At 64.3% G+C, this 26,022-nt stretch carries 24 protein-coding genes and 2 pseudogenes; 12 read left to right on the plus strand and 14 right to left on the minus strand.

What is annotated here, in order from left to right:
- Positions 1-18: 18 nt before the first annotated feature.
- Positions 19-1,317, plus strand: coding sequence for a type III glutamate--ammonia ligase (gene glnT, locus CI41S_RS17295; protein WP_139487308.1), 1,299 nt, complete (start codon positions 19-21; stop codon positions 1,315-1,317).
- 46 nt (positions 1,318-1,363) lie between these two features.
- Here glnT and CI41S_RS17300 read toward each other — a convergent pair.
- From CI41S_RS17300 to CI41S_RS17310, 3 genes and pseudogenes are all read right to left on the minus strand, one after another.
- Positions 1,364-1,656: pseudogene (locus tag CI41S_RS17300) on the minus strand (ATP-binding cassette domain-containing protein); the annotation flags it as partial.
- Positions 1,653-1,832, minus strand: a pseudogene (locus CI41S_RS17305) (ABC transporter ATP-binding protein C-terminal domain-containing protein); the annotation flags it as partial. The pseudogenes CI41S_RS17300 and CI41S_RS17305, both read right to left, overlap by 4 nt.
- Before the next feature lie 79 nt (positions 1,833-1,911).
- Positions 1,912-2,694 carry a MetQ/NlpA family ABC transporter substrate-binding protein gene (locus CI41S_RS17310; protein ID WP_139860745.1) on the minus strand — a complete coding sequence of 261 codons (783 nt, stop codon included), beginning with the start codon at positions 2,692-2,694 and terminating at the stop codon, positions 1,912-1,914.
- A 626-nt stretch (positions 2,695-3,320) separates the two neighbouring features.
- On the opposite strand from CI41S_RS17310, the gene CI41S_RS17315 reads away from it, so the two are divergent.
- A complete protein-coding gene (locus CI41S_RS17315) occupies positions 3,321-4,718 on the plus strand; it encodes an FAD/NAD(P)-binding protein (protein WP_139860747.1) in 1,398 nt (465 codons plus the stop codon).
- Here the strand turns inward: CI41S_RS17315 and CI41S_RS17320 are convergent.
- Positions 4,715-5,512 carry a MetQ/NlpA family ABC transporter substrate-binding protein gene (locus CI41S_RS17320; RefSeq protein ID WP_139860750.1) on the minus strand — a complete coding sequence of 266 codons (798 nt, stop codon included), beginning with the start codon at positions 5,510-5,512 and terminating at the stop codon, positions 4,715-4,717. The genes CI41S_RS17315 and CI41S_RS17320 overlap by 4 nt on opposite strands.
- Positions 5,513-5,537: 25 nt before the next feature.
- A complete protein-coding gene (locus tag CI41S_RS17325) occupies positions 5,538-6,863 on the minus strand; it encodes an O-acetylhomoserine aminocarboxypropyltransferase/cysteine synthase family protein (protein ID WP_139860752.1) in 1,326 nt (441 codons plus the stop codon).
- A gap of 392 nt (positions 6,864-7,255) precedes the next feature.
- On the opposite strand from CI41S_RS17325, the gene CI41S_RS17330 reads away from it, so the two are divergent.
- Positions 7,256-8,659 (plus strand): LLM class flavin-dependent oxidoreductase, encoded by a 1,404-nt coding sequence (locus CI41S_RS17330; RefSeq protein WP_139860756.1) that lies wholly within the window; start codon positions 7,256-7,258, stop codon positions 8,657-8,659.
- A 141-nt stretch (positions 8,660-8,800) separates the two neighbouring features.
- On the plus strand, positions 8,801-9,796 hold the full coding sequence (locus CI41S_RS17335) for an aliphatic sulfonate ABC transporter substrate-binding protein (RefSeq protein ID WP_139860758.1): 996 nt from the start codon (positions 8,801-8,803) through the stop codon (positions 9,794-9,796).
- Positions 9,797-9,976: 180 nt separating this feature from the next.
- On the opposite strand, the gene CI41S_RS17340 is transcribed toward CI41S_RS17335, so the two are convergent.
- The 4 genes from CI41S_RS17340 to CI41S_RS17355 are packed head-to-tail and all read right to left on the minus strand — an operon-like array spanning position 9,977 to position 13,752.
- Positions 9,977-10,642, minus strand: a complete 666-nt coding sequence (locus CI41S_RS17340; RefSeq protein ID WP_139860760.1) for a methionine ABC transporter permease — start codon at positions 10,640-10,642, stop codon at positions 9,977-9,979.
- Positions 10,632-11,756, minus strand: coding sequence for a methionine ABC transporter ATP-binding protein (locus CI41S_RS17345; protein ID WP_139860762.1), 1,125 nt, complete (start codon positions 11,754-11,756; stop codon positions 10,632-10,634). The genes CI41S_RS17340 and CI41S_RS17345 overlap by 11 nt, the downstream gene beginning before the upstream one ends.
- 50 nt (positions 11,757-11,806) lie before the next feature.
- A complete protein-coding gene (locus tag CI41S_RS17350; RefSeq protein ID WP_139487298.1) occupies positions 11,807-12,127 on the minus strand; it encodes a 4Fe-4S dicluster domain-containing protein in 321 nt (106 codons plus the stop codon).
- The gene (locus CI41S_RS17355; RefSeq protein WP_139860765.1) at positions 12,124-13,752 is read right to left on the minus strand and encodes an FAD-dependent oxidoreductase; all 1,629 of its coding nucleotides are present in this window, start codon (positions 13,750-13,752) and stop codon (positions 12,124-12,126) included. The genes CI41S_RS17350 and CI41S_RS17355 overlap by 4 nt, the downstream gene beginning before the upstream one ends.
- A 319-nt stretch (positions 13,753-14,071) precedes the next feature.
- On the opposite strand from CI41S_RS17355, the gene CI41S_RS17360 reads away from it, so the two are divergent.
- A complete protein-coding gene (locus CI41S_RS17360) occupies positions 14,072-15,412 on the plus strand; it encodes an LLM class flavin-dependent oxidoreductase (protein ID WP_139860768.1) in 1,341 nt (446 codons plus the stop codon).
- A 5-nt stretch (positions 15,413-15,417) separates the two neighbouring features.
- Here the strand turns inward: CI41S_RS17360 and CI41S_RS17365 are convergent, their stop codons facing one another.
- Positions 15,418-16,503, minus strand: a complete 1,086-nt coding sequence (locus tag CI41S_RS17365) for an LLM class flavin-dependent oxidoreductase (protein ID WP_139860771.1) — start codon at positions 16,501-16,503, stop codon at positions 15,418-15,420.
- On the opposite strand from CI41S_RS17365, the gene CI41S_RS17370 reads away from it, so the two are divergent.
- The 7 genes from CI41S_RS17370 to epsC all read left to right on the plus strand — a co-directional run bounded on the left by CI41S_RS17370 (position 16,502) and on the right by epsC (position 22,271).
- On the plus strand, positions 16,502-16,702 hold the full coding sequence (locus CI41S_RS17370) for a hypothetical protein (RefSeq protein WP_139860773.1): 201 nt from the start codon (positions 16,502-16,504) through the stop codon (positions 16,700-16,702). The genes CI41S_RS17365 and CI41S_RS17370 overlap by 2 nt on opposite strands.
- Before the next feature lie 203 nt (positions 16,703-16,905).
- A complete protein-coding gene (locus tag CI41S_RS17375; protein ID WP_139860835.1) occupies positions 16,906-17,676 on the plus strand; it encodes an ABC transporter permease subunit in 771 nt (256 codons plus the stop codon).
- Positions 17,673-18,398, plus strand: a complete 726-nt coding sequence (locus CI41S_RS17380; RefSeq protein WP_139487295.1) for an ABC transporter ATP-binding protein — start codon at positions 17,673-17,675, stop codon at positions 18,396-18,398. The genes CI41S_RS17375 and CI41S_RS17380 overlap by 4 nt, the downstream gene beginning before the upstream one ends.
- A 19-nt stretch (positions 18,399-18,417) precedes the next feature.
- On the plus strand, positions 18,418-19,422 hold the full coding sequence (locus tag CI41S_RS17385) for an NrtA/SsuA/CpmA family ABC transporter substrate-binding protein (RefSeq protein ID WP_139860776.1): 1,005 nt from the start codon (positions 18,418-18,420) through the stop codon (positions 19,420-19,422).
- 38 nt (positions 19,423-19,460) lie between these two features.
- On the plus strand, positions 19,461-20,690 hold the full coding sequence (locus CI41S_RS17390) for an acyl-CoA dehydrogenase family protein (RefSeq protein ID WP_139860778.1): 1,230 nt from the start codon (positions 19,461-19,463) through the stop codon (positions 20,688-20,690).
- A 39-nt stretch (positions 20,691-20,729) separates the two neighbouring features.
- On the plus strand, positions 20,730-21,302 hold the full coding sequence (locus CI41S_RS17395) for a flavin reductase family protein (protein WP_139487292.1): 573 nt from the start codon (positions 20,730-20,732) through the stop codon (positions 21,300-21,302).
- A gap of 12 nt (positions 21,303-21,314) precedes the next feature.
- Positions 21,315-22,271: a serine O-acetyltransferase EpsC gene (epsC, locus tag CI41S_RS17400; RefSeq protein WP_139487291.1), complete on the plus strand. Its 957-nt coding sequence runs from the start codon at positions 21,315-21,317 to the stop codon at positions 22,269-22,271.
- Between the two features lie 20 nt (positions 22,272-22,291).
- On the opposite strand, the gene CI41S_RS17405 is transcribed toward epsC, so the two are convergent.
- Genes CI41S_RS17405 through CI41S_RS17420 form a run of 4 tightly spaced genes read right to left on the minus strand, consistent with a single transcriptional unit; the run spans position 22,292 to position 26,013 of the window.
- Positions 22,292-23,155, minus strand: a complete 864-nt coding sequence (locus CI41S_RS17405; RefSeq protein ID WP_172628084.1) for an ABC transporter permease — start codon at positions 23,153-23,155, stop codon at positions 22,292-22,294.
- A complete protein-coding gene (locus CI41S_RS17410; RefSeq protein ID WP_139860781.1) occupies positions 23,148-24,005 on the minus strand; it encodes an ABC transporter ATP-binding protein in 858 nt (285 codons plus the stop codon). The genes CI41S_RS17405 and CI41S_RS17410 overlap by 8 nt, the downstream gene beginning before the upstream one ends.
- Complete coding sequence (locus tag CI41S_RS17415; RefSeq protein WP_139860783.1) at positions 24,002-25,057, minus strand: ABC transporter substrate-binding protein; 1,056 nt, start codon at positions 25,055-25,057, stop codon at positions 24,002-24,004. Before CI41S_RS17415 ends, CI41S_RS17410 begins: the two co-directional genes overlap by 4 nt.
- A 26-nt stretch (positions 25,058-25,083) precedes the next feature.
- Positions 25,084-26,013: a TauD/TfdA dioxygenase family protein gene (locus CI41S_RS17420; protein ID WP_139860785.1), complete on the minus strand. Its 930-nt coding sequence runs from the start codon at positions 26,011-26,013 to the stop codon at positions 25,084-25,086.
- Between the last annotated feature and the right edge of the window lie 9 nt (positions 26,014-26,022).

Consider the following 26,022-nt stretch of genomic DNA (forward strand, 5'->3'; position numbering starts at 1 on the left):
CTTGAGTAAAGAGGCACCATGTCAATCGACCTTGCTGAAGTCGCCAAAGAACGGAAGATCAAGTACTTCCTGATTTCCTATACGGATCTGGTGGGAACACAGCGCGCCAAGCTGGTTCCTGCCGAAGCGATCGGCGGAATGGCCAAGAACGGGGCGGGCTTCGCCGGCTTTGCGACGTGGCTCGACATGACGCCGGCGGATCCCGACATGCTCGCGATCCCCGATCCGGCCAGCCTCATCCAGTTGCCGTGGAAACCGGAAGTGGGCTGGCTGGCAGCCGATCTCTGGATGAGCGGCAAGCCGGTCGAACAGGGACCGCGGAATGTGTTGAAGCGCCTGATCGGCAAAGCGGCCGAGCGCGGTTTCCAGCTCAAGAGTGGCGTCGAGTGCGAATTCTTCCTGATCTCACCGGACGGCGAGAGCATTGGCGACGGATCCGATCGTCAAGCCAAGCCGTGCTACGATCAATCCGCCTTGATGCGGCGCTATGACGTCATCAGCGAGATCTGCGACAGTATGCTCGCGCTGGGCTGGAAGCCCTATCAGAACGATCATGAGGATGCGAACGGCCAGTTCGAGATGAACTGGGACTACAGCGACGCCCTGACCACCGCCGACCGGCACGCTTTCTTCAAGTATATGGTGAAGTCGATCGCCGAAAGGCACCAGTTGCGCGCGACGTTCATGCCAAAGCCGTTTTCGGGTCTGACGGGCAATGGCTGCCACGTCCACGTCTCGCTATGGAACGGCAACCGGAACGTCTTCGAGGATGACAAGGGAGAGCTTGGAATCTCCGCCACCGGCTACGCCTTCATCGGCGGGATTATTCATTCCGCCGACGCTCTCGCAGCCATCCTGAACCCCACGGTCAATTCCTACAAGCGCATCAACGCGCCGCGCACCATCTCCGGCGCGACCTGGAGCCCAAACACGGTGACGTTCTCGGGCAACAACCGTACCCACATGATTCGCATTCCCGAGGCGGGACGGTTCGAACTGCGGCTGGCCGATGGCGCCGCCAACCCCTACGCCATGCAGGCGGCGATCTTGGCCGCAGGCCTCGACGGCATCCAGAGCAATCGCGACCCCGGCAAGCGTCTCGATATCAACATGTATACCGACGGTCACCTCGTGAAGGATGTGAAGAAGCTGCCGCTCAATCTACTCGACGCATTGCGCGCACTGGAAGGCTCCAAGCTGCTCTGCGAGAGCCTCGGCGCCTACGTTCCCGCCTTTCTAAAGCTGAAGCATCAAGAGTGGAGCGATTTTTCACGTCATCTGACCCGGTGGGAGCGAGAGACGACCCTGGACTGCTAAGCGCGCCACAAAGTCGATCCGCTTGTCGGCCAGCCTCTCATAGTCATTCCTTCACGGTCAGATCGGCGAAGATGCCCATATGTTCGGGCACGTAAGCGACTCCCATTGCGGAGATCGACGGCGTCGGCAGCGCCCCAATCTCTTTTCCATCAAATCGGATGTTGCCGCGCGAGGCGCGCCATAGTCCCCCATGATGGTCCGCAGCGTCGTGGTCTTGCCCGCGCCATTGCGTCCCAGCAACATAGTCACTTTTCCCTTCGGGACGACCGGATGCACGCCGTGCAGGATGTGATAGGCCCCGATATGCGCGTGCACGCCTTCCAGCGAAAGCGCGTTCATTGTAAGCCCTCCGGGCCAGGGAGGCCCAGATAGGCCTCCTGGACAATCGGCATCGCGATCACGTCAGCCGGCTTCCCGTCGGCCACAAGTGTCCCGTTGTGCAGCACGATGATCCTGTCGGCCAGCTCGCGCACGACATCCATCTTGTGCTCAACCAGAAAAATGATCTTGGATCGCTCCGCATAGGTTTGCGCCAAGTAATCAATCTAGACGAAAAGTTGATCTCCAGTGGCGCGCGCCGACCGACGGCACTGATCACCAGCTCGGCAGCACTGCACCCTTGAACTTGGTCAGGACGAACTCCTTGACCTCGGGCGTGTGATAGCTGTCGACCAGGATCTTGACCCACGGCTTGTCCTTGTCGGCCGCGCGAACCGCGATCAGATTGACGTACGGTCCCTTCGGGTCTTCGCGCAGGATCGGATCCTTGACCGGATCGAGCCCAGCTTGCGTCGCGTAGTTGGTGTTGATCGCCGCAGCGTCGACATCGTCGAGCGCGCGTGGAGCTTGCGCTGCGTCGACCTCGACGAATTTCAGCTTTTTGGGATTCTCCACGATGTCCAGGACCGTCGGCTTGAAGCCCGTGCCGTCCTTCAGCTTGATCACGCCCTTGTCGCGCAGCAGAAGCAGCACGCGTCCGCCATTGGTCGGGTCGTTCGGAATCGAGACCTTCCCGCCGTCAGGGATATCGGCCCAATTCTTGTGCTTCTTGGAATAGACGCCGATCGGGAAGTTGACGGTCAGGCCCACCACTTCGATCTTGTAGCCGCGATCGGCCTTCTGGTTGTCGAGATAGGGCTGGTTCTGAAACGAGTTGGCCTGGATGTCGCCGGCATCCAGCGCGGCATTCGGCACGACATAGTCGGAGAACTCGATCAGCTGAACGTCGAGCCCGCCCCTCGCCGCGATCGGCTTCACCGCTTCGAGAATCTGCGCATGCGGTCCCGGCGTGACGCCGATCTTGATCGTCTCGGCTGCAGCGTTTGCCGACCAGGCGGCGAGCATGGTGGCGAGGATCAGGACGGGACGAAACGACATTCTACTCTCCGTGGAATTTGCGTTGCAGGTCATCGCCTGCTCGGCCGTCGAAATCAATGAAATGGAAATCCAAAATTGTCGATACGGCGGAACATCGGTTCTGCGGCGGAGGCTGCACGAGAAATGGAACCGACTGAATGGCCCCGGCGAGTCATCGCGGTCAACACGTCAGGGAAATGACTTTTCTTTGCTACGCTTGAGGACGAAATGACTTGTCTGCACGCGGCGTCACGACATGCTGTCGATTTCAAAGTTATCATTGCTATCAACATTCGCATTCGACCAGAGAAAAGCCATGCTATCGTGAGGATCTCGAACGCGCAGGAGGTTTGATGCAAACGGCCTCTTCTTGGCTTTCCACGCTCGGCCGGATCACGCGGCGAGTGCGACGCTGGCAACGACGATTGGCGCGGGCCACGTCTGTCGATGGACGAGACAACTTTCACGAGATATTCCTGTTCGGGCCACACGGCTGATTGCTGGCTCCTCTGGCGCTGAGCCGACCCGATTGCGGTGTGACACGTGTGAACATGCGACCTCCTCGTCGAGGCCGCGCGTGAGTTTGCGTGCGAAACCTTATCCCTGGCGCCGCTCGTTGTGCGGCCAGCCGATCGGTGGGCAACAGCATGACAGGTTCCAACGGACGTCGCATCATCATCATCGGCGGAGGCGCCAGCGGCGTGCTGCTCGCCTATCAATTGCTGCAGCAGCCGACGCGCAATCTTCGCGTCACGCTGATCGAGCAACGGCCGGACATCGGCCGCGGCATTGCCTATCATACCGGAAACCCCGATCATCTCCTGAATGTACGCGTCGCCAATATGAGCGCGCTGCCCGACCAGCCGGATCATTTCTGGCGCTGGTTGACCTCGCATGACCGCGAAGCGCCTCTCTGCCCGGATCCCTATTGCTTCGTACCGCGACGCATCTACGGCGACTACATCGCGAGCCTGCTCGAGCAGCGCACATCCGAACCGGCGGATGTCGAGCGACTGTCGATCGTGCGCGGCACCTGCGTCGATATCCATGCGAGCGAGACCGGCGTGACGGCGGTGCTGGACGACGGCCAGTCGCTGGTAGGCGATACCGTCGTTCTCGCAACCGGGCATGACATGAGAGCCAGTCGCGCGGGTTATGCCGATCCATGGGCGCCTCCCTCGGCCGCCCCGATCGATGCCGATGCAGCCGTCCTGCTCCTCGGTACGGGATTGACGATGGTCGACTATGTCCTGTCGCTGCTGCGCGATGGGCACCGCGGGCCGATCATCGCGATGTCACGGCGCGGCCTGCTCGCGAAAGCGCACCGTCGCGTCGATGCTCAGCGCATTGACGAGGCCGATGTTCCGTTCGGCGCTGGCATCGCCGCGCTGCTCCGCTGGCTTCGCGGTCACATTGAACGAAACGCAGCCGACGGCGGTGACTGGCGCAGCGTGATCGACGGCCTGCGGCCCTATACCCAACGGCTGTGGCACGAGCTTCCGCAGGCATCCAAACGCCGCTTCCTCGAGCACGCCCGTGCCTGGTGGGACGTACACCGGCATCGGATGGCGCCGGAGGTCGAAGCTCGCGTCACGCAGGCGATGTATGCAGGGCAACTCACCTTAATGGCCGCCAAGGTGATCAGCATCGCCTCGAACGACAGTGGATCACTGATCAACTATCGCCGGCGCGGCGATACACGGATCCGCAACATGCAGGTCGGCGCCGTCGTCGACTGCACCGGCATCGTCAAGGATCCACACGCGACGCCCAATCCGGCGGTGCGCAGATTGTTCGAACGCGGCCTTGCCCGCGTCGACCCGCTCTGCATCGGCATCGAGACCGCCTCCGACTGCGCGCTCATCGAGCGCGACGGCACGATCTCGCGCCGCCTGTTCGCAGTCGGTCCGCTCACGCGTGCCACGTTCTGGGAAATCATCGCCATTCCCGACATCCGCAACCAATGTGCTGCCCTCGCCACCCTGCTCGCCAGCACAGGCAACGAGGGACAGCTGGAACCTCATCGACAACTCGTCCGCATCTAGCTGTTGAAGCCTGCCGGAATGAACGCCGGGATCTTCTCCTCGATGAACTGCTTGACCTCGGGCGAGTTGAACACCTGGATGAAGGCCTTCAGGCGCGGATCGTCCTTCTTGTCCGGCCGCGCCGTGAACCGCAGCACCAGGCCATCATCAACCGTGCGGTCAATGATCAGCGCCGATTTCGGATCGCCGCCGGCCGGAATCAGATAGGTGATGTTGACCAGCGCGAGGGTGACGTCATCGAGCGAGCGATAGGTCTGTGCAGGGTCGAGCTCCACGATCTTCAAGTTCTTGGGGTTGTCGATGATATCGAACCGGCTCACCGAAAAGCCCTTGCCCGGCGCCAGCTTGATTAGCCCGGCGCGTTCGAGCAGGATCAATCCGCGTGCGCCGTTGAGTGGCTCGTTCGGGATTGCGACGCTGTCGCCCGACTTGATCTCCTCGAGCGACTTGATTTTCTTCGAAAACAGCCCGACCGGCGCGATCACGCCGACCTTGTCGACCTGGACGAGGTTGAAACCGCGCTGCTTGTTCTGGAGCGCCAGATAGGTCGCATGCTGGAACAGGTTGGCGTCGACGTCGCCGCTGTTGACCACCTCATTCAACGCGACCCAGTCGGACAGCTCGACGATCTTGACGTCCTGCCCCTTGTTCTTCGCGAGTCTCGCCGCGAACGCCGCCAGCTGGCCGACCGGGCCCGCGCTGGTCGCAATCTTCAATGGTTCGTCGGCCCATGCAGAACCGATCAAAGCCAGCGACAAGCCAGCGGCCTGCGCCAAACGCAAGAGAGTCTTCATTGTCGTGAATCCGTTTCTCGTTTGATCACGCCGCCTTGCGGGCACTACCGCCGACCTCGGCCTGCGCGAGCGCCTGGGTGAGATCGGCGAGGATATCATCGGGATGCTCGATCCCGACCGAGAGCCTGACATAGCCGGGCGTAACGCCGGCCGCGAGCTGTTCGGCGCTAGAGAGCTGCTGATGGGTGGTCGATGCCGGATGGATCGCGAGCGACCGCGCATCGCCGATATTGGCGACGTGATAGAACAGCTTCAGCGCGTCGATGAAGCGGCGACCGGCCTCGACACCGCCTTTCAGCTCGAAGCCGACCAGGGCGCCATAGCCGCCCTTCAGGTAGGCGTCCGCACGCCGGCGGCTCTCGCCGCTCTGCAATCCCGGGAAGATCACATGCGAGACCGCTGGATGCTTGGCCAGGAAGTGCGCAACCTTGATCGCGTTCTCATTGTGCTGGCGCAGTCGCAGCGGCAGCGTCTCGAGCCCCTGGATGAACTGGAATGCGTTCTGCGGTGCGATCGCCGCGCCGAGATCGCGCAGCAGCTTCACCCGGGCGCGCAAGATGTAGGCAATCGGGCCGAGCGGCTTGGCCGCCTCGGTCCAGATCGCGCCGTGATAGGCGCCGTCCGGCTGCGTCAGCAGCGGAAACCGGTCGGCATGCGCCGCCCAGTCGAAATTGCCGCCATCGATGATCGCGCCGCCGATCGAGGTGCCGTGGCCGCCGATATATTTCGTCGTCGAGTAGACCACGATCGCGGCACCATGCTCGAACGGGCGCGCGATGATCGGGGTTGCCGTATTGTCGAGGATGAGCGGAACGCCGAGCGAACGGCCGATATCCGCGACCTCCCTGATCGGAAATACGTTGAGCTTGGGGTTCGGCAAGGTCTCCGCGAAATAGGCACGGGTCTTCGCGTCGGTGGCGCGCCTGAAGTTCTCCGGGTCAACTGGATCGACGAAGCGAACCTCGATGCCGAACTGCTTCAGCGTCTGCGACAGCAACGTCCAGGCGCCGCCATAAAGATCGGTCGAGGAGACGATGTTGTCGCCGGCCTGCGCGATATTGAAGATGGCGAACGCCGAGGCGGTCTGGCCGGACGCGACGGCAAGCGCCGCGACGCCACCCTCCAGCGCCGCCAGCCGCTCCTCGAAGGCGTCGGCCGTCGGGTTCTTGATCCGGGTGTAGATCTGCCCGAGCGCCTCCAGCGCGAACAGACGCGATGCGTGATCCGTGCTCTCGAACTGAAATGACGTCGTCTGATAGATCGGAACGGCGACGGCCCCCGTTGCCGGATCCGACCGGTAGGAGCCGCCATGCAAGGCGAGCGTCTCGACGTTCTTGGTTTCGACCGGCATCTCGATATCTCCTGGAGTCCGCGAGTTCAGCGTTACGGATCGACAAATGATGCGCAGCTTTTTTGTGCTGTCGAGATATCCGGAAAAATAGCGATGCACGTACTGTCGCAGTGAGACGAAACACCGCGAATGTTTCAGCAGACGCGGCCAACACAAATGGTTTGTTTTGCCCGGGCCAAGCACATGGTGAGCGCACGCACGATGGACATCGATCGGATTTGCGTGCGGCTTCGACATGACGCTTCTGTGCGATGCGGAAGCGTCGATCAAAAACATTCCTGCATTCGATTGCCGCGCAGCAGGATTTTCACTCCCGACATCCGAATAGAAAACAATGCATCGTCGATCAGATGATAAGTTGCGCCAAAACTACTCATTGTCGGGACAGATCGATGGCGCGACCGCGAGAACTTCGGTTCAATGCCTTCAACATGATGGCGCCGAGCCACAACTGGGCCGGCCTGTGGTCGCATCCGCGCGACAATTCGCTCAACTACAATTCGCTGGATTACTGGGTCGACTATGCGCGGACCGCCGAGCGCGGCCTGCTCGACGGCATCTTCCTGGCCGACGTCTTCGGTGTCTACGACGTCTATGGCAGCAATCCGGATACAGCCCTGAGCCAAGCCGTCCAATTGCCCAATGCGGAACCGACCCTGCTCGTCTCCGCCATGGCGCTTGTGACGAAGCATCTCGGCTTCGGCATCACCTCCAACCTCACCTACGAGCATCCGTACCAGTTCGCCCGCCGCTTCTCGACGCTCGATCATCTGACCGGCGGGCGGATCGGCTGGAACATCGTCACCGGCTATCTCGACAGCGGTGCCCGCGGGATGGGCCTCGATGCAAATCGCGCACATGACGACCGCTATGAAGCGGCCGAGGAGTTTCTCGCGGCGACCTACAAATTATGGGAAGGCAGTTGGGAGGGCGGTGCGGTCCGTCGCGACCGCGCATCTCGCATCTTCACGGATCCCGCGAAGATCCATCGCATCCGGCACGAAGGGCGCCATTACAAGGTGGACGGCATCCATCTCGCGGAACCTTCTCCCCAACGTACGCCGCTGCTGTACCAGGCCGGGACTTCGAAGCGTGGCCGCGCCTTTGCCGCAAGGCATGCGGAGGCGATCTTCCTCAACGGCCAGACCAAGCCGATCCTCGCTCGCGCTGTTCGCGACATCCGCGATGCCGCCAAGGAATTCGGGCGCGATCCCTATGATATCCGCCTGTTTGCGGGTGCGACGGTGATCGTTGCCCCAACACGTGCGGAAGCTAACGATCTGCTCGCGGAATATGCCGAGCATGTCGACCAGACCGGCCAGCTCGCCCTGCTCTCCGGCTGGACCGGCATCGATTTCTCCACCTATCGACCCGACCAGGCGGTGCAATATGTCGAGAGCAACGCGATCCAGTCGATGGTCGAGAATTTCACATTGCGCAGCGATCGCCCGGTCCGCGTCGGTGATCTCGCAACGCTCAGCCGCGTCGGGGCGCGCTCGCCGTTCGTGGTCGGCTCGCCGCAGGATGTCGCCGACGAACTCATCGCCTGGGCGGAGGAGACCGACGTCGACGGCTTCAACCTGTTCCGCCTGGTCGCGCCGGAATCGCTGAACGCCTTTGTCGACCTCGTCGTGCCGGAATTGCAGTCGCGCGGCGTCTACAAGGCCGCCTATCGGGAGGGCACGCTCCGCGAAAAGCTGTTTCCGGGGCGCGGGCCGCGCCTGCACGCCACGCATCCCGGCGCCAGCCACCGCCACGCGCCCTCCGCGACGGCTCATCCCGACGCCGCCGAATAGAATGGCGCGCGCGAAACGTCCTTCTCCGGCGGCAGCCGAATGGAGAAAAATGCACCAGCTTCGGTGAATTCTCCGCAATTGCCAGCAGCCCGCGATTGAATCCAAATGGCGGGAACTCAGACCGCTTCAGGACGTCTTGCCATGCCGATCTTCGCCCACCCTCCCTCACCAACGCCCACCGCATCGATCACGCGACGCCTTGCCGTCGGCGCGCTTGGATTGCTGATGATGACCGCGGCGGTTCGGCCCGCCGCGGCTGAGGAGATCCGGATCGGCTACCAGAAATCATCGACGCTGACCGCGGTCCTTAAGACCAACGGCGCGCTGGAGAAGGCGCTGGCGCCGCTAGGCATCACCGTCTCCTGGCACGAATTCACCAGCGGGCTTCCTCTGCTCGAAGCCATCAATATCGGTAGCGTCGATTTCGGCGCCGATGTCGCCGACACCGTGCCGATCTTTGCGCAGGCCGCCGGCGCCAAGCTCGCCTATGTCGCCGAGGAAGCAGCATCGCCCTCGGCGCAAGCGATCCTCGTGCCGAAAGACTCTACGATCAAAACGGCTGCCGATCTCAAGGGCCGGAAGATCGCGGTGACCAAGGGCGCCGGCAGCCACTTCCTGTTGCTTGCGGTGCTGGCCAAGGCCGGCTTGACCTTCAAGGACATCACGCCGGCCTATCTGACGCCGGCCGACGGCCGCGCCGCCTTTGTCAGCGGCAATGTCGACGCCTGGGTCGCCTGGGATCCCTTCCTGACCAGCGCGCACCGCCAGTCCGGCGCCCAGATCCTGATCGATGGCAGCAATGGGCTCGCCAGCTACAAGCGCTATTACCTCGCCTCGGCCGCCTTCGCGGAGAAGCGTAGCGATGCGTTGAACGTGATCTTCGCCAAGCTTGTCGAGACCGGAACATGGGTCAAAGCCAATCCCAAGGAGGCCGCGACGCTGCTCGCCGGACTCTGGGGCATCGACGCTGCCACCGTCGAGGAAGCCAACAGCCATCGCTCCTACAAGGTTGGCACGGTTGCTCCCATCGGCCTGTCGGAACAGCAGCGCATTGCCGACACGTTTACGGCCGAGGGCCTGCTGCCGCGAAAGGTCGACACCACGGACGTCAAGATCTGGGCGCCGAAGGGATCGTAGGGGAGTTCCGTGGGAGGCGGACTGCCAAAACCCGAAAAACAACCCCATGCAAAGTAGCCGGCAGCCGCCGACGTTCGACACTTGACACGTCGGGCAACTCAGGGGTATTATTCCATTATCCCGAAATTGTGCAGCGCCGCCCTCTGCCTCTGGGCAATCGCATGATGCGATTGCCCCGCGTCAGCGGTGGCGCAGGCGGCGATTGACGCGACGGGCGAGATAATCGCCCGCGGTCTGCACCGTCTGCACCAGCGCGATCAACACCACGACGACGGCCAGCATCATCTCCGGCATGAAGCGCTGATAGCCGTAACGAATGCCGAGATCGCCGAGGCCGCCGCCGCCGACGGCGCCGACCATCGCGGAATAACCGAGCAGGCTGACGACGGCGAGCGTCAAGGCGAGCACCAGCCCGGGCAACGCCTCCGGGATCAGCACCTTGAACACGATCTGCAGCGGGCTGGCGCCGAACGAGGACGCGGTCTCGATCAACCCGCCGTCGACTTCCCGGATCGCCGCCTCGACCAACCGGGCAATGAATGGGGTTGCCGCGATGGTCAGCGGCACGATCGCCGCGCCCGAGCCGATCGACGTGCCGGCAATCAGCCGCGTGAAGGGTATGATGGCCACGACCAGGATGATGAACGGCGTCGAGCGGGCAGCATTGACGATCACACCGAGCAGGCCATTGACGGCGGGTGCAGCGAACAACTCTCCCTTCCGGCTGGTCGCGAGGAAGACGCCGAGCGGCAGCCCGAACGAGGTCGCAACGAGGGCTGCGACCGACACCATGAACAGGCTCTCGCCGGTGGCCTGAATGATCAGGTTGATGAGTTCACGCGACATAGCCGAGGCGCTCCACCAGGAATTTGTTCTGCGACAGATAGCCGACGGCCTGCTTGGTCGCAGCGTCGCCGCCGGGAATACCGATAGTCAGCGAGCCCACATGCTGGCCGCCGATCTCGTCGATGCGCGCCGACAGCAGCGCCACGTCGATCGCGAGCTCGCGGGCGAGCCGCGCCACGATGGTGTCGCCGGCGTCGGTGCCGCGCACCTGCACGCGGATCACGGCCTGCCCGCTGGCAATCGGCTGCGGCAGCAGGCGGCTCGTCAGCGACACCGGAAGGCTGTCGCCGACCGCCTCGGACAGGAAGGCCTGCGTCACCGGATGCCGCGGATGGGTGAAGATATCGGCGACATGGTCGCGTTCGACGATCCGGCCGCCGTCAATCACGACGACCTCCTTGGCGAGCTGGCGGACCACCGACATCTCGTGGGTGATCAGCACGATCGTGACGCCAAGCTCGCGATTGATATTGGCGAGCAAATCCAGGATCGCCCGCGTGGTCTGCGGATCGAGCGCAGAGGTCGCCTCGTCAGACAACAGGACATTCGGCCGTGTGGCGAGCGCGCGGGCAATGCCGATGCGCTGCTTCTGGCCGCCGGACAGCTCGGACGGATAGCGATCGAATTTGTCGGAGATGCCGACGAGCTCGAGCAGTTCCTCCACCCGGACCGCGATGTCGGCCCGCGACCAGCCTGCGATCTCAAGCGGCAGCGCGATATTGTCCGCAGCAGTGCGCGACGACAGCAGGTTGAAATGCTGGAAGATCATGCCGATCGATCGCTGCGCCAGGCGCAGCTCCTTACCCGCCAGCGCGGAAATCTCACGGCCATCGACGATGACGCGTCCCGTTGAGGGCTTCTCCAGGCCATTGATCAACCGCACCAGGCTCGACTTGCCGGCACCGGAACGGCCGATCACGCCGGTGATGGAGCCGCGCGGAATCGCAAAATCGATCTCCTGCAATGCCTGCACGCTCGGCTTGTCACGGTAGGCGGGGTAGGCCTTCGAGACCGTCTCGAACCGGACCATGGCTTCGCTTGCAGCCGACGCCGGCACGAGCGACGGAAAGGGTTCGGCCGGCCGCGCCGTCGTCAGGGATTGATGTACGTTCATTCAGTCAGTCCAATAAGTGTCGCTCCGGTCGCCCCAGGGTCGCCCCGAGCTCAATGACCGAAGAGCAGGTAGCTGCGGTCGGTGGCGCGGCGGTCCCGCGTTCCGTTGGTCCAGCCGACGGCACGGCGATAGCTGCCCATCGCATCGGTTTGCTTGAGGGCGATCACGTCGATCGACTGCGCCTCATCAGCGAAGGGAGACACATAGAGCGCATCCTCGGGACAGTAAAGCTCGCAAAGGAAGCATGTCTGACAGTCGTTTTGGCGGGCGATGACCGGAATTCCGTCCGTTTTGTCAAACACGTTGGTCGGGCACACGTTCACGCAGATGTCGCAGGACGTGCAGCGCTCGGCATCGATGACCTCGATCATTCCGCGGCCTCCGCAAACGATGCCTCGGCATGCGGCCGCACCGAGGTCCAGACGTCATCGAGGCCGCCGGTCGTCACGTAATGACGCTGCCGGTCGTCCTGATCGGGGAAATCGTCGCGGCGGTGCATGCCGCGGCTCTCTTGCCGTACCAGCGCGCTGCGGTACATCCACCGCGCGGTCGCCAGCATCGCGGCGCTTTCGCGGGCGCGCAGAATATCGGTCGCGCCGGCGGCGTCGGCATCGGACACGTCAAGCCAGGCCGTGTCGAGGCGCGCCAGCGCGCCATGCAGCCTTGTCGCGTCACGGAAATAGTTCAGCTCATAGGGGAAGACCTCGGCCTGCACCGCCTTCGCAAGGACTGACGGGGCGAACGCACGCTGCGGGCGGCTCCGAAACGCGACGGTGCCCGCAGATGAGAACTTTCTGCTGGCCGCCGCGCCAAATTGCTTTGCGTACTCCGCGGCGCCCTGCCCCGCCCATGTTCCCGACGAGATCGCCCAGGCCGCATTATGGCTGCCGCCGCCGGTGAAGCCGCCGCAAATCAACTCGCGCGTTGCGGCATCGCCGGCGGCATAAAGGCCGGCAACGCTGGTCGCACAATGATCGTCGACGATGCGCAGGCCGCCGGTGCCGCGGACCGTGCCTTCGAGCCGCAAGGTGACGGGAAAGCGATCGTTGAACGGATCGATTCCGGTGCGATCGAACGGCAGGAAGAAGTTGGGCTGCGAGACGCGCATCTGCGCCTGCACATCCTCATCGGCTTTGTCGAGCCGGGCATAGACTGCCCCCTGCAGCAGTGCGCGCGCAATCGCCGATCGCCCGCCCTTTGACGCCGCGCCAGGCACCACGCTGCCGTCCTCATAGGTGAAGGTCGCCCAACCGTAGAACAGCGTCTTGGTCACCGAACCGAAGGCCGGCGAGATCGCGTAGGGGTTGGAGAACTCCATGCTGCTAAAATCGGCGCCGACCTCGGCCGCCATCAGATAGCCGTCACCGGTCAGCACGTTCGAGCCCAACGTCTTGCTCAGGAATGCGCAGCCGCCGGTCGCGATCACCACGGCCTTGGCGCGCACTGTCCAGCGATCATGCTTCTGCCGGCGCACGCCGCTGGCACCGGCGACTGCACCGGCGTCATCCACCAGCAATTCGAGCGCCGGGCTGTGATCGAGGATGGTGACGCCGGCCTGCTTGGTGCGCTTGCGCATCAGGCGCATGTATTCCGGCCCCTGCAGTGAATTGCGCTGCGACCTGCCGCGGTCATCGACGGGATAGGGATAGCCCCAATCGGCCAGCCGATTGCTCTGTTGGTAGGTCCGATCAAGGACGCGTGCCATCCAGCGACGATCCTGCAGATGGCCACCCAGCTTCTCGCGATTGGCCATCGCGGCCTCGCGCTGCGCCGGCTCGGGATCGACATACCAGACGCCGGTACCGGCCGCGGCCGTCGCCCCCGACGTGCCGCAAAATCCCTTGTCCGCGAGCACCACGCGCGCGCCGCGTTCCGCGGCGCTGACGGCAGCCCAGGTGCCCGCCGGTCCGCCGCCGAGCACCAGCACGTCGGCGTCGAACTCAACGGATCCGGTCGGCGCGGGCACGCGCTCGGCGCGGTGGGCTTGACTTGTCATGGGGTCGCGTCTCCGGACGGAATCGACTGCGGCCGCAAATTGCGTCGCAACGATATCGTTGCGCGCCGGAGGATCGGAGGCAATTTCAGATATTTGCGGAGAGTTGGATGAAGCTTTCTCCGTCGCGACCGAGCGAAGAAGATTCCGGTTGTCGCGTATCGGATGTTCCGCCGTCTCAGCACGCTGCGATATGGATCATACGCAAGGTGCGTGAGCGGAGGCGGATATTTCTTTTTCGCCTCGAGCGCCCGCGCCTCGTTTTCTTGCAGGCAACACGGCGATATCTCGTAACAGCACGCATTCAGCACACGTGGCCGTCATGTCTCATCGTCAGCTTCATCTCAACGTCAACCTGCTGCACTCCGGCGTCTATGCATCGGCCTGGCGGTTGCCGGAGAGCGATCCGCGCGCCTGCTTTGACGTCGGCCATTACGTACGCGTGGCGCAGATTGCCGAGCGCGGCAAGCTCGACGCAATCTTTCTCGCCGACACGCCGGCGATTACCGACCGCATCGACTATCGCTCGTTCATGTCGATGGAGCCGACCATCGTGCTGGCAAGCGTCGCAGCCGCGACCAGCCACATCGGGTTGATCGCGACCGCTTCGACGACCTACAACGAGCCCTACAATATCGCCCGCCGCTTCGCGACGCTGGATCTGGCGAGCGGCGGCCGCGCCGGCTGGAATGCCGTCACCACGGCCGATGCGGCCGCGAGCCGCAATTTCGGTCTCTCCAATGTGCTCGAGCACAAGGCGCGCTACGACCGCGCCAAGGAGTTCGCCGAGGTCGTGCACGCGCTGTGGGACAGTTGGGAAGACGATGCCTTTGTCGGCGACAAGGCGACCGCACGCTTTGTGGATACGTCGAAGGTGCATCCGATCGCGCATCGGGGCACTCACTACACCGTGGCCGGACCGCTCAATGTTCCGCGTTCGCCGCAAGGCCGACCTGTCACTGTACAAGCCGGCGGATCGAGTGACGGCCGCGATCTTGCGGCAGCCCAGGCCGAAGCGGTGTTCACGCTCGCGCAGACGATCGATGAAGGCGTCGCCTACGCCCGCGATCTGCGCACCCGCGCCGCGGCCTATGGCCGTTCCGGCGACTCCATCGTCATTCTGCCGGGGCTTGCCACTGTGATCGGCAGTACCGAAGCCGAGGCGAAGCGGCGGCAGGACGATCTCTGGGAGCTGGTTCCGATCCAGTACAGCCTCGCCCGCCTCGCCAGCACGCTTCAGGTCGATCCTGACATCCTCGACCTCGACAAGCCCCTGCCCGATCCGTTGCCGCTGCCGGCCAACGCCAACCACACCATGTTCCAGGGAACGGTGAACCTCGCCCGCCGCGGCAATCTCACGGTAAGGCAGCTGCTGCGCGCGCTTGGCGGCGGCGTCGGACACCGGATCATCGTCGGCACACCCGAGCAGATCGCCGACGATATCGAGGCCTGGTTCAACGCGGGCGCCGCTGACGGCTTCAACCTGATGCCGGACGTACTGCCGACCGGGCTCGAGATCTTCGTCGATACGGTGGTGCCGATCCTGCAGCGGCGCGGCCTGTTCCGAGCGGATTATGCCGGAACCACCTTGCGCGATCATCTCGGCCTGCCGCGGCCGACCAGCCGCTTTGCACGACAGCCGACGGCGGCAGCAAGCGCCTGATTTGATCAGCGCGCGCTGGCCAGCAGCGGCTTTTGGTTGGCCACCGATGTCGCGCGCACACGCGGGATGATCTCCTTCGCGAAACGCTCCATCTCCGCCTCGAATGGCTGGAACTGCAGCATGAACAGCTCGATGCCCGCTTGATGGAATGCCTGGATCCGGGCCGCCACCTGGTCGTAGCTGCCGACGAGGCCCGCCGCCGTGCCTCCGTTGCTGCCGACCCGCGCCGATTTCTGCATCGTCTGCATCATCACGACCTTCGGATCGGTGTTCTGCTTCTGGATCGCCTTGATCGGCGCATCCCTCCTGGACAATTCCAACAGCCGCTCGTAGGCAGCCTCGGCTTCAGCCTGCGTCTCGCGCGCAATCACGAACGCCGACAGCCCGAAGCGGAGCGGCGCCGCTGTCCGCGGGCGGGCCGCGACGTCGGCGATCAGGCCTGCGACATCCTCCAGCGGCTGCCCGTTGATGAACCAGACGTCGCCGTGATCGGCAACCAATGCACGCGCCGGCTCGGACTCACCGCCGACATAGATCAACGGACGGTCCCGGTAGAGGCTGATCGGCCGCAGCAAATAGTCGCGGACATCGAAATGCTCGCCCTTGTAGGTCAGCCGCTCGCCCTGCATCAGGCGCGACACCACGGTGATCCATTCACGACCATAGGCATAACGGGCGTCATGCTCGGCAAAACCGATGCCTGCCTTGTCGAGCTCCGGCCGGTTCCACGCATTCACTAGATTGATGGCAAACCGACCGCGGCTGATGTTCTCGATTCCGAGCGCCAGCTTGGCGAGCACGACCGGATGATAGAGATAGGGCTTGATCGCGGCGATGATCTCGATCCGGCTGGTCAGGGCAGCGATCGCGGCCGCTGCACTCCAGGCTTCGAGCTGATCGAGGTCCTCCTGATGCGGATTGATCGTGTGCTGCGCGATCAGCGTGGAGTCATAGCCGAGCGCTTCTGCCTTGAGCACGAGATCGCGATTGCGCTCCCACGACGCATCGTAGGGCTCTTCCGGGTCCTGGTAGGCGGCGCGCGAGCCGTGCACCAGCGCCCAGATGCCGAAGCGGAGCGGTCGTGTCGTCATGGCGATCTCCGATGTCCTTTGCGTCAAGTACGACGTGTTTCACGCCAAGTGCGGCGCAAGATCAAGCAACGGCGCATCAAAAGATTTTCCTTGCCATGCCACGCGCGCGGAGAAATCAGAACACTCCGGAACCAGCGACAATTGGAAAACCGCTCTATTTCTGTCGGTTGAAAATCGTGGGACAGTTTGCGGCGTGTGAACGACACCGTCTCGCGCGATCGCAACACAATGCCGATCGCGTGATCGACGACCTGTACCACGCGTGATCAACGACGCTCATCACGCCGACAAGCGAGGACGGACTTTCTCTTGAGCAACCTCGAACAGACTGCCGCATCTGATGCCTTCGACGTCACGGAGCGCAGCGACCAGGCGGCCTCACCGTCCCGCAAGCCGTTCGAGATCGGCCGGCGCGGCCTGCAACTGCTGTCGTGGCTCGCGCCGGTCGTGCTTGTCATCGTCTGGGAGTTGTTGGCACAGGCCGGCTGGCTGTCGCCGCAGGTGTTGCCGGCTCCGAGCAAGGTCGTCAGGACAGCATTCAAGCTGATCAGCACCGGCAGCCTGCTGAACGACCTCGGCGTGAGCCTGCTGCGCGCCGCCGCCGGCTTTGCGCTCGGCGCCAGCGTCGGTTTCGTGCTCGGCATTCTGGTCGGATTCTCGCGCATCGCGGAGGCTGCGATCGACCGCAGCATTCAGATGATCCGCGCGATCCCGTTCCTTGCCGCCCTGCCGCTGGTCATCGTCTGGCTCGGCGTCGGCGAGGCCGAGAAGATCTTTCTGGTCGCGCTCGGCGTGACCTTCCCGATCTACATCAACACCACGCTGGGAATCCGGCAGGTCGACCCAAAACTCCTCGAGCTCGGCCGCGTCCAGGGCCTCGGCACGTTCGAACTGATCCGGCGCATCATCCTGCCGGGCGCGCTGCCTTCGATCCTGACCGGCGTCCGCTATGCGCTGGCGACCGCGTGGCTGGCGCTGGTGGTCGCCGAGACGATCGGCGCGCAATCCGGCATCGGCTTCCTCGCCATGGACGCGCGCGAGTTCCTGCGTACCGACGTGATCGTGCTGACCATCGTGATCTACGCCCTGATCGGCGTCGCTGCCGACGGCATCGCGCGCTTCCTGGAGCGACGGCTGCTGGCCTGGCATCCGAACTATGGAATTGCCCGATGACCCTGCACGTCGTGCCCTCCTCGACCGTGGCCACGCCGGCCGTCGTGGTGACGAACCTGCGCCGCGCCTATGGCGACCGTGTCGTGATCGAGAACCTCAACCTGCGCATCGAGCGCGGCGAGTTCGTGGCGCTGCTCGGCGAGAGCGGCTGCGGCAAGACCACGCTGCTTCGCGCGCTCGCCGGCCTCGACCCGATCGACGGAGGACGCATCGCGGCGCCGCGGCGGCCTGCCGTCGTGTTCCAGGAACACCGGCTGCTGCCGTGGGACAGCCTGTGGCGCAACGTCTCGCTCGGCTTGCAAGCAACTGACGCCCGAGCGCGCGCCGCCGCCGCGCTGGCCGAAGTCGGGCTCGGCGACCGGCTCGATGATTGGCCGCGGAATCTATCCGGCGGACAGGCGCAGCGTGTGGCCCTGGCGCGTGCACTGGTGCAGGAGCCCGAGCTGTTGCTGCTCGATGAGCCCTTTGCCGCGCTCGATGCCCTGACCCGCATCCGTATGCACGAGCTCGTGCGCGAACTGGTGACCACACACCGGCCCGGCGTGCTGCTCGTCACCCACGACGTCGACGAGGCGATCGCGCTCGCCGACCGCATCCTGGTGATGCGCGACGGCCGGATCGCCTTCGAGCATCGCACCAAGGGCGGCGGCAGAACCTCGATCGCACGCACCGAGCTGCTGGCCGAGCTCGGCGTGGTCGCCTCTCATCCCATCTCTGCGTGAATTTCCAAAAGGACCGCCCATGCCCAAATTTCCGTTTGCAAATCCCTCCCGCCGCGGCTTTTTGGGCGGCGCCGCTTTCGGGATCGGCGCCCTGGCCGGCTTCGACTTCTCACAGCCCGCGCATGCGGCGACCGGACGCGTCACCGACACCGTTCGCCTGACCTGGGGCCTCAGCGGGCTCAACCTGATCGCCAAGGAGCGCGGCGAGTTCGAGAAGCTGCTGGCCAAGGACGGCATCAAGGTCGAATGGCTGGGCCCGTTTCCAAACCACGCCCCGACGCTGCAGGCCGTGACCGGCGGCAGCGCCGATTTCAGCTTCGGCGGCAGCACGACGCCAGCGCTGGCCGCGATCATCGCGGGATCGCCGTTGGTCTTCACCCAGTTCGTGGTCTACGAGCCCCGCACCACCGCAATCATCGCGCGTGACGATTCCGGCATCAACAAGGTCGAGGATCTCGTCGGCAAGTCGGTCGCGGTGAACCGCTCCGGCCTCGGCGAGTTCCTGCTGGTGGCAGCGCTCGAGAAGCACAAGGTCGATCGCACCAAAGTCAAGTTCGTCTACCTCAATCCGCCGGACGCAGCACCAGCGCTCGCCTCCGGCAAGGTCGACGCCTGGTCGATGTGGAGCCCCGGCGTCGACATCGCCCGGCTCGACTACAAGGCGCACGACATTTTCCTCGAGGGCCGCGATCTGGATTTCCAGATCGACTACACCTCGTACCTCACGACGCGAAAATTCGCGACCGAGAACCCGGCGCTGGTCCGCGCCGTCAACGACGCCTTCCGCGCCGAGGGCAAGTGGATTTCCGAGAACGGCAAGGACGCCGAATACATCGCGCAGAAAGCTGGAAAGTACAGCGATCAGGTGCGCGACCAGTTCATCGCGCTGAACCGGAAATATCGCTACTTCCCGGTCAATGACGAGAAGTTCCTGTCCGAGCTGCAAAAGGCCGCCGACTGGCTGGTCGCGCGCAAGGTGCTGCCCGAGCCGGTCAAGGTCACCGATCACCTCGCGCAACTCTGAACAAGCCACCTCCTCAACGGCCATACCGGGTTACACCAATGAACAAGCCTGTGTCCGCTACCTCGCTGCAGCCGTCCGATCGCCTGCACAGCCATTCACCTGATATCGACGCGCTGCTGAGCCGTATTGCCGAGGGCGCGAGCGATCGTGAGCGCGAGCGCGTGCTGCCGTTCCCGGAAATCGATCTCATTCGCAACGCCCGTCTCGGCGCGCTGCGGCTTCCGGCCGACGCCGGCGGCGCCGATACATCGATCCGTACTCTCTTCGAGTTCGTGATCCGCCTGGGTGAGGCTGACGCCAATGTCGCGCACATCCTGCGCAACCATTTCAGCGTGGTCGAGCGCCTGGTGCGACGGCCGACGAATGACCAGCACCGGCAGTGGCAGAAGGCGGTTGCCGACGGCGCGATCATCGGGCTTGCCGCGACCGAGCTGGATACGCCGAAGGTCGGCAACGTCACGCCGAACACGATCTTGACGGCCGATGGCGACGACTATCTGCTCAACGGCACCAAATACTACAGCACGGGCACGCTGTATTCCGACTACGTCCTGGTGCGGACCGCCGATGCGTCCGGCGCCAATGCGGCGGTCCTCATCCCGGTCAAGCGCGAGGGCATCGAGCTGATCGACGATTGGGACGGACTCGGGCAGCGTCTGACCGCGACGGGTACCACGCATTTCCGCAACGTGCGGGTCAAGCGCGACGAGGCCGTGTTCGATGCGCCGGATACCGGCTACGGCATCCCCTATTCCAACACGTTTGCCCAGCTGTTCCTGACCGCGATCAATGCCGGCATCGCGCGGGCGATCCTCAACGACGCCAGCGCGCTGGTGCGATCGCGCAAGCGCACCTTCTATTACGCGCCGAGTGAAACTCCCTCGGATGATCCGCTGCTGCAACAGACCGTCGGCCAGATCGCGAGCGGCGCGTTTGCCGCCGAGACCGTGGTGCTGGCGGCTGCCGAGGCGCTGGACGCGGCCACCGACGCGTTCGACGCTGGTGATGCCGATGCCGAGGCGGCCGCGCACAGGGCAGCGCTGCTGTCCGCGAAGGCAAAAATCGTCGCGGATGAATTCGCGATCCGCAGCGGCAGCCTGCTGTTCGACGTCGGCGGCGCGTCCGCCACCAAGAAGGCGACCAATTTCGACCGGCACTGGCGCAACGCGCGGACGCTGGCGTCACATAATCCCAACACCTTCAAAGCGCGCTCGATCGGACAATACGAGATCAGCGGTACGCCGCTTCCCGCCAAGGGCTTCTTCTAGACAAGGTCCGGTCCGGCGAGGCAAGACAAGGAGAGGTCGATGAGCAAGCCGGATATCCATCTCGTCGACGCCGAGCACGAGATCGAGCAGCAGTTTCGTCTGGTCATGCGCCGCCTCGCCGGCGGCGTCTGCGTCATCACCGCGGGACAGGGCGAGGATATCACCGGCATGACGGTGACCTCGCTGACCGCGCTCAGCGCCGCGCCGCCGCGGCTCCTCGTCAGCATCAACCGCAAGGCCTCGTCCTTTGCGCCGATCGCCCGCCACAGGGTGTTCGGCGTCAATATCCTTGGCTCCGACCAGCAGGTGCTGGCGGAGCGCTTCAGCAATGGCCGGCTGAAGGGCAAGCAGCGCTTCGAGGGGACGGCGTGGACACATGGTGCGTCCGGCGTGCCGCTGCTCGCGCATTCGCTGGCGATGGTCGAATGCCAGGTCGAGGAGATCATCGAGCGGCATTCGCACGGCATCATCGTCGGCCGCCTGTCCAGCATGGAATTGTCGCATCGCCTGTCCGGCCTCACCTACTGGAACGGACAGTACATCCAGATCGATCACGAAGCCGATCTCGACCTGCTGGCCGAAGTCAGCATTCCCCTCGCTCACGTCAGATAGGATGAGGCCGCCATGAAGCGCGAAACCCTTCCGCGGTCAGCGCCATCAGCCTCGGGCGTGGCCGGCAGCCCGCCCGGCCGCTGGCAGCTCGATCGCATCGTCGCCGAGCTGCGCGTCTCCCGGGAGGAGACCCACAGCATCCGGCGCGACGGCGAAGCGCGACGCGCCCCCTCGCGCGATGCGCTGGAGGCGATCCTCAACGGCCTCACCGAGGCGCTGTTTCCGCGTCACTACGGCCAGTCGGACCTCGACGGCGAGAACATCGACTATTTCGTCGGCAACACGCTGAGCATCGCGCTGGATTCACTCAGTGCGCAAATCCATCGTGGGGCGCTGTTCGTTGGCGACGAGCTCGAACCGGGCTTTCGGCGCGAGGAAGCCGTCGAGCTGACGCGGGCATTTGCCGCGCAGCTGCCGGATGTGCGCGGCCTCCTGATCAACGACCTGCGCGCGGCTTTCGTCGGCGATCCCGCGGCGCGCAACTTTCCGGAGATATTGATCGGCTATCCCGGCATGACCGCGATCATCCACCATCGCCTCGCCCATCTGCTGTACCGGCTTGGCGTACGGCTGGTGGCGCGCCTGATGGCCGAGATCGCCCATGCCCGGACCGGAATCGACATTCATCCCGGCGCCAGCATCGGCTCCGGCTTCTTCATCGACCACGGCACCGGCGTCGTGATCGGTGAGACCGCGATCATCGGCGACAGCGTCCGCATCTACCAGGCCGTCACGCTCGGCGCGCGGCACTTTCCGACCGACGACGAGGGCAGCGTGATCAAGGGCGACGCGCGCCATCCGATCGTGGAGGACGACGTCGTGATCTACGCCGGCGCGACCATCCTCGGCCGGATCACCATCGGCCGCGGCTCGACCATCGGCGGCAATGTCTGGCTGACCCGCGACGTCGCGCCGAACAGTGTCGTCACCCAGGCGACCGCCAGGAACAGTCCCGGCGGCGGCGCTTGATCTCGAAGCGGCTTACGCCGTCACACCGGCGCCTTCCAGCGCATGAACCGCCGCTCGAGCGCCTCAAGGACAGCGTTGAACGTCAGTCCGATGACGGTGATGCCGAGGATGCCGAAATACATCTGCGGGATCAGGAAGCTGTACTGGCTGTTGATGACGAGGTAGCCGAGGCCCGCCTTGGCACCGACCATCTCGGACGCGACCAGCACCAGCATGGCCGAAGCGCTGGCCAATCGAATGCCGACAAAGATGGTCGGCAGCGCGGCCGGCAGGATCACCTTGCGGAACAGCTGCTGCGGGCTCGCCCCCATGGTCCGCGCCGACTTGATCAGCAGCGGATCGACCTGCTTCACTCCGGCGATCGTGTTGAGCAGCAGCGGCCAGGCGCAGCTATAGACCACCATCGTGATCTTCGAGAGCTCGCCGATCCCGAGCAGCAGGATGAACACCGGCAGCAGCGCCAGTGGCGCGGTATTGCGGCAGATCTCGATGAACTGATTCAGGAGATCGCCGAGCCGGGCGTACCAGCCGACCGCAAGGCCGAGCGGCACGATCAGCGCAACCGAGATCAGGAAGCCGCTCAGCGCCCGCAGCAGGCTGGCGGAGACGTCATCATAGAGCTCACCAGTTTGCGCCAGCTGCCAGCCGGCGGCAATTACCTCGGAGAATGGCGGCAGGAACACGGCGTCGATCAACCCGAGCCGCGGCGCCGCCTCCCACACCGCGAGCAAGGCAATCAGTAGCAGCGAGCGGCGACCAAAGATGGCCAACCCGCGGATTGCAGCGCGAGCCCGTGCCGCGGCCGCGGATCCCCGCGCATCCGTCTCCGCCTTTGGTCGCCCATGCGCAAGCTCCAGCAGAGTCAGCATCTCCAGGCTAGACATGGGCAACTTCCTCCACTTCGCGACGCGCGGCGCCGCCGCCCGCGAGCTGTCCCTGCTGCGCCTTCTGCACTTCCTCGCGCAGCAGGCTCCAGACCTCGTGCCTGACGTGACCGAACTCCGGCAATGAGCGTACGTCCTCCGCCTCGCTGCGCAGCGCGTCGGGAATCTCGATGACCTGCTTGATCCGGCCCGGGCGTGACGTCATCACCGCGACGCGCTGGCCGAGCACGACGGCCTCGTCGATGCCGTGGGTGATGAAAACGATGGTTTTGCCGGTGGCGCGCCAGATCCGTAGCAGTTCGCCCTGCAACGTCTCGCGGGTCTGGGCGTCGAGGGCTGCGAACGGCTCGTCCATCAGCAGCACTTCCGGATCGTAGGCGAGGCTGCGCGCGATGGCGACACGCTGTTTCATGCCGCCCGAAAGTTCGTGCGGATAGCGATCGGCAAAGCCGGACAGCCCGACGAGGTCGAGGAAGTGCCGCGCGACCTCCTGCCGCTGCTTCGGCTTGAGGCCGGCGATATCGAGCCCGAACTCGATGTTCTGAGCCGCGGTGCGCCAGGGAAACAGCGCGTATTGCTGGAACACGATGCCGCGGTCGCGTCCCGGGCCGGCAATCGGCCGGCCGTCAAGCAGGATGCGGCCGCCGGTCGGCGTCGTCAGTCCACCCAGCAGGTCGAGCAGGGTGGACTTGCCGCAGCCGCTCGGCCCGACCAAAGCGAGAAATTCGCCGGCGTGAACGTCAAGCGTGATATCCTCGAGCGCGGTGAAACGGCCCGCCGGTCCGCCGCCCTCGCCCCGCGTGACGAATTCCTTGCGGACCTGCTCGAAGCGGATCTTGACCGAGGTCATCGCGCCTCCGCCGTCTTGCCGGGACGGAAATAGTTGAACTCGTTGGTGTAGGTGTCGGAGGCCTTGAGCTGGCCCGGCTTGAACAGGCCGTCCTTCTCCAGCCAGTCGATCCAGACCTGGATTTCAGCGTCCGAGATCACGCCGCCCTTGCTCGCGACACCGGTGCTCTTCCAGTACTTGATCGAGGATGCGTCCTCGTTGCGCTTGCGTTCGGCGATGATCCGCTCGAACCGGGCCTTGACTTGATCCGGAGGCGTCGTCTGCGCCCATTGGATCGCGCGCGAGATGCCCTCGACCAGCTTGCGCGCGGCGTTGGGATTATCCTTGATGAACTTGTCGCGCAGCACATAGGCGCCGCCGGTGAACTGGCCGAACAGATCGGTGTCGTTGAACAGCGAGCGGATGCCGCCGCGCTCCAGCGCCTTGTCGCGCAGCACGCCGCTGAGCGCGCTGACCTCGACCTGCCCCTGGCGCAGCGCCTGCTCGCCGCTGACCGGCGGGATCGCCACCAGCGTCACCTGCTTGGCCTCACCAGCGCCGAGCCCGTTCCGCGCCAGATATTCGCGCAGCACGAACTCGAGATGGGCGCCCAGCGTGTTGACCGCGACCTTCTTGCCGATCAGGTCGCGCGCCGACTTGATCGGGCTGTCGTCCTTGACGAAGTAGCCGTAATAGGTGTTGGCATCGGAGCCGTAATAGCCGACCACCGCCTTGATCGGCGCCTTCGCCGCGATCAGCTTGAGGATCGCGCCATAGAACGCGCCTCCAATGTCGATGTCGCCGGTAACGACGGTCTGGATGTCCTGCGGGCCGCTGATGGTGTTGCCGACCCATTTCAGCTTCAGCGGCGCGAGATAGCCAAGATCTTCGGCGAGCTCGGTGAACGTCACCTGCCCGGCCCAGCCCTGATAGCGAATCTCGGTCTTCTCGAGTGGCGGCTCGGCGAGCGCGGGGGCCGTGAGGCCCAGCGCCACGGCACCGGCCAGCAGGGTCCGCGCAGCCTTGCGGGCGGCAAGACGCCGCGCGCGAAGAATTCGAAGCAAAGCATTCATGTTCATAACGTCCTTGTTGGGCTCAGTCAGGCCGCTTTCGCGGTCTGCGGGTTCGGCGTCTTGATGCTCGTCACGCTGTGGCGGCCGTCGATCGAAACCGGGACTTCGCCATCGATCGTGGCGCGGCGCACCACGCGATGCTGATCGCCGTAATCGTTCACCGCGTAATGCTGGGTCGCGCGATTGTCCCAGATCGCGACGTCGCCGGTCTTCCAGCTCCACCGCACCGTGTTCTCGGGCGCCGTGATATGGGACTGGAACAAGTCGAACAGCTTCTGGCCGTCATATTTGGGCAAGCCGACGAAACGCTGCACGAAATTGCCGAGCACCAGCGTTCGCTCGCCGGTCTCGGGATGGACCCGCACCACCGGATGCTCGGTCTCGTAGACCGTACCGGTGAACACTTCGTCGAAGTGCTTGCGGTCCGCCTCGGTGGCGCGCGCCTTGACCGCATAGTCGTAAGCATTGCTGTGCACCGCCCAGAGCTCGTCGGCGAGCCGCTGCAGCGGCGCCGGCAGATCGAGATAAGCGGCCGCCGTGTTGGACCAGACGGTGTCGCCGCCGTAAGGCGGGATCACCACGCCACGCAGCACCGAAATCTTCGGGTAGGCGTCGACGAATGTCACATCGGTGTGCCACTGGTCGGCGCGGCCGCCGCCGCGGCCCGAATCCAGCTCCAGGAGCGACGAGGTGCCCTTGATCGCGCCCACCGTCGGATGCGGCACGAGCTTGCCGAGCCGCACCGCAAAGCGCTCCTGCTCGGCATCGTCGAGATGATCCTGGTCGCGGAAGAAGATCACCTTGTGCTCGAGCAGCACCTGATTGATGGCGCGAACGACGTCGTCGGACAGATCACCCGACAGCTTGACGTTCCTGATCTCGGCGCCGAGGCGGGCGGCGCGCTTGACGATGTCGGCGCGCGGAATGACGTTATCGATGCTGATCGTGTTGCTCATATGCGTGGT

The sequence above is a fragment of the Bradyrhizobium ivorense genome, assembly GCF_900696085.1.
Taxonomy (GTDB): domain Bacteria; phylum Pseudomonadota; class Alphaproteobacteria; order Rhizobiales; family Xanthobacteraceae; genus Bradyrhizobium; species Bradyrhizobium ivorense.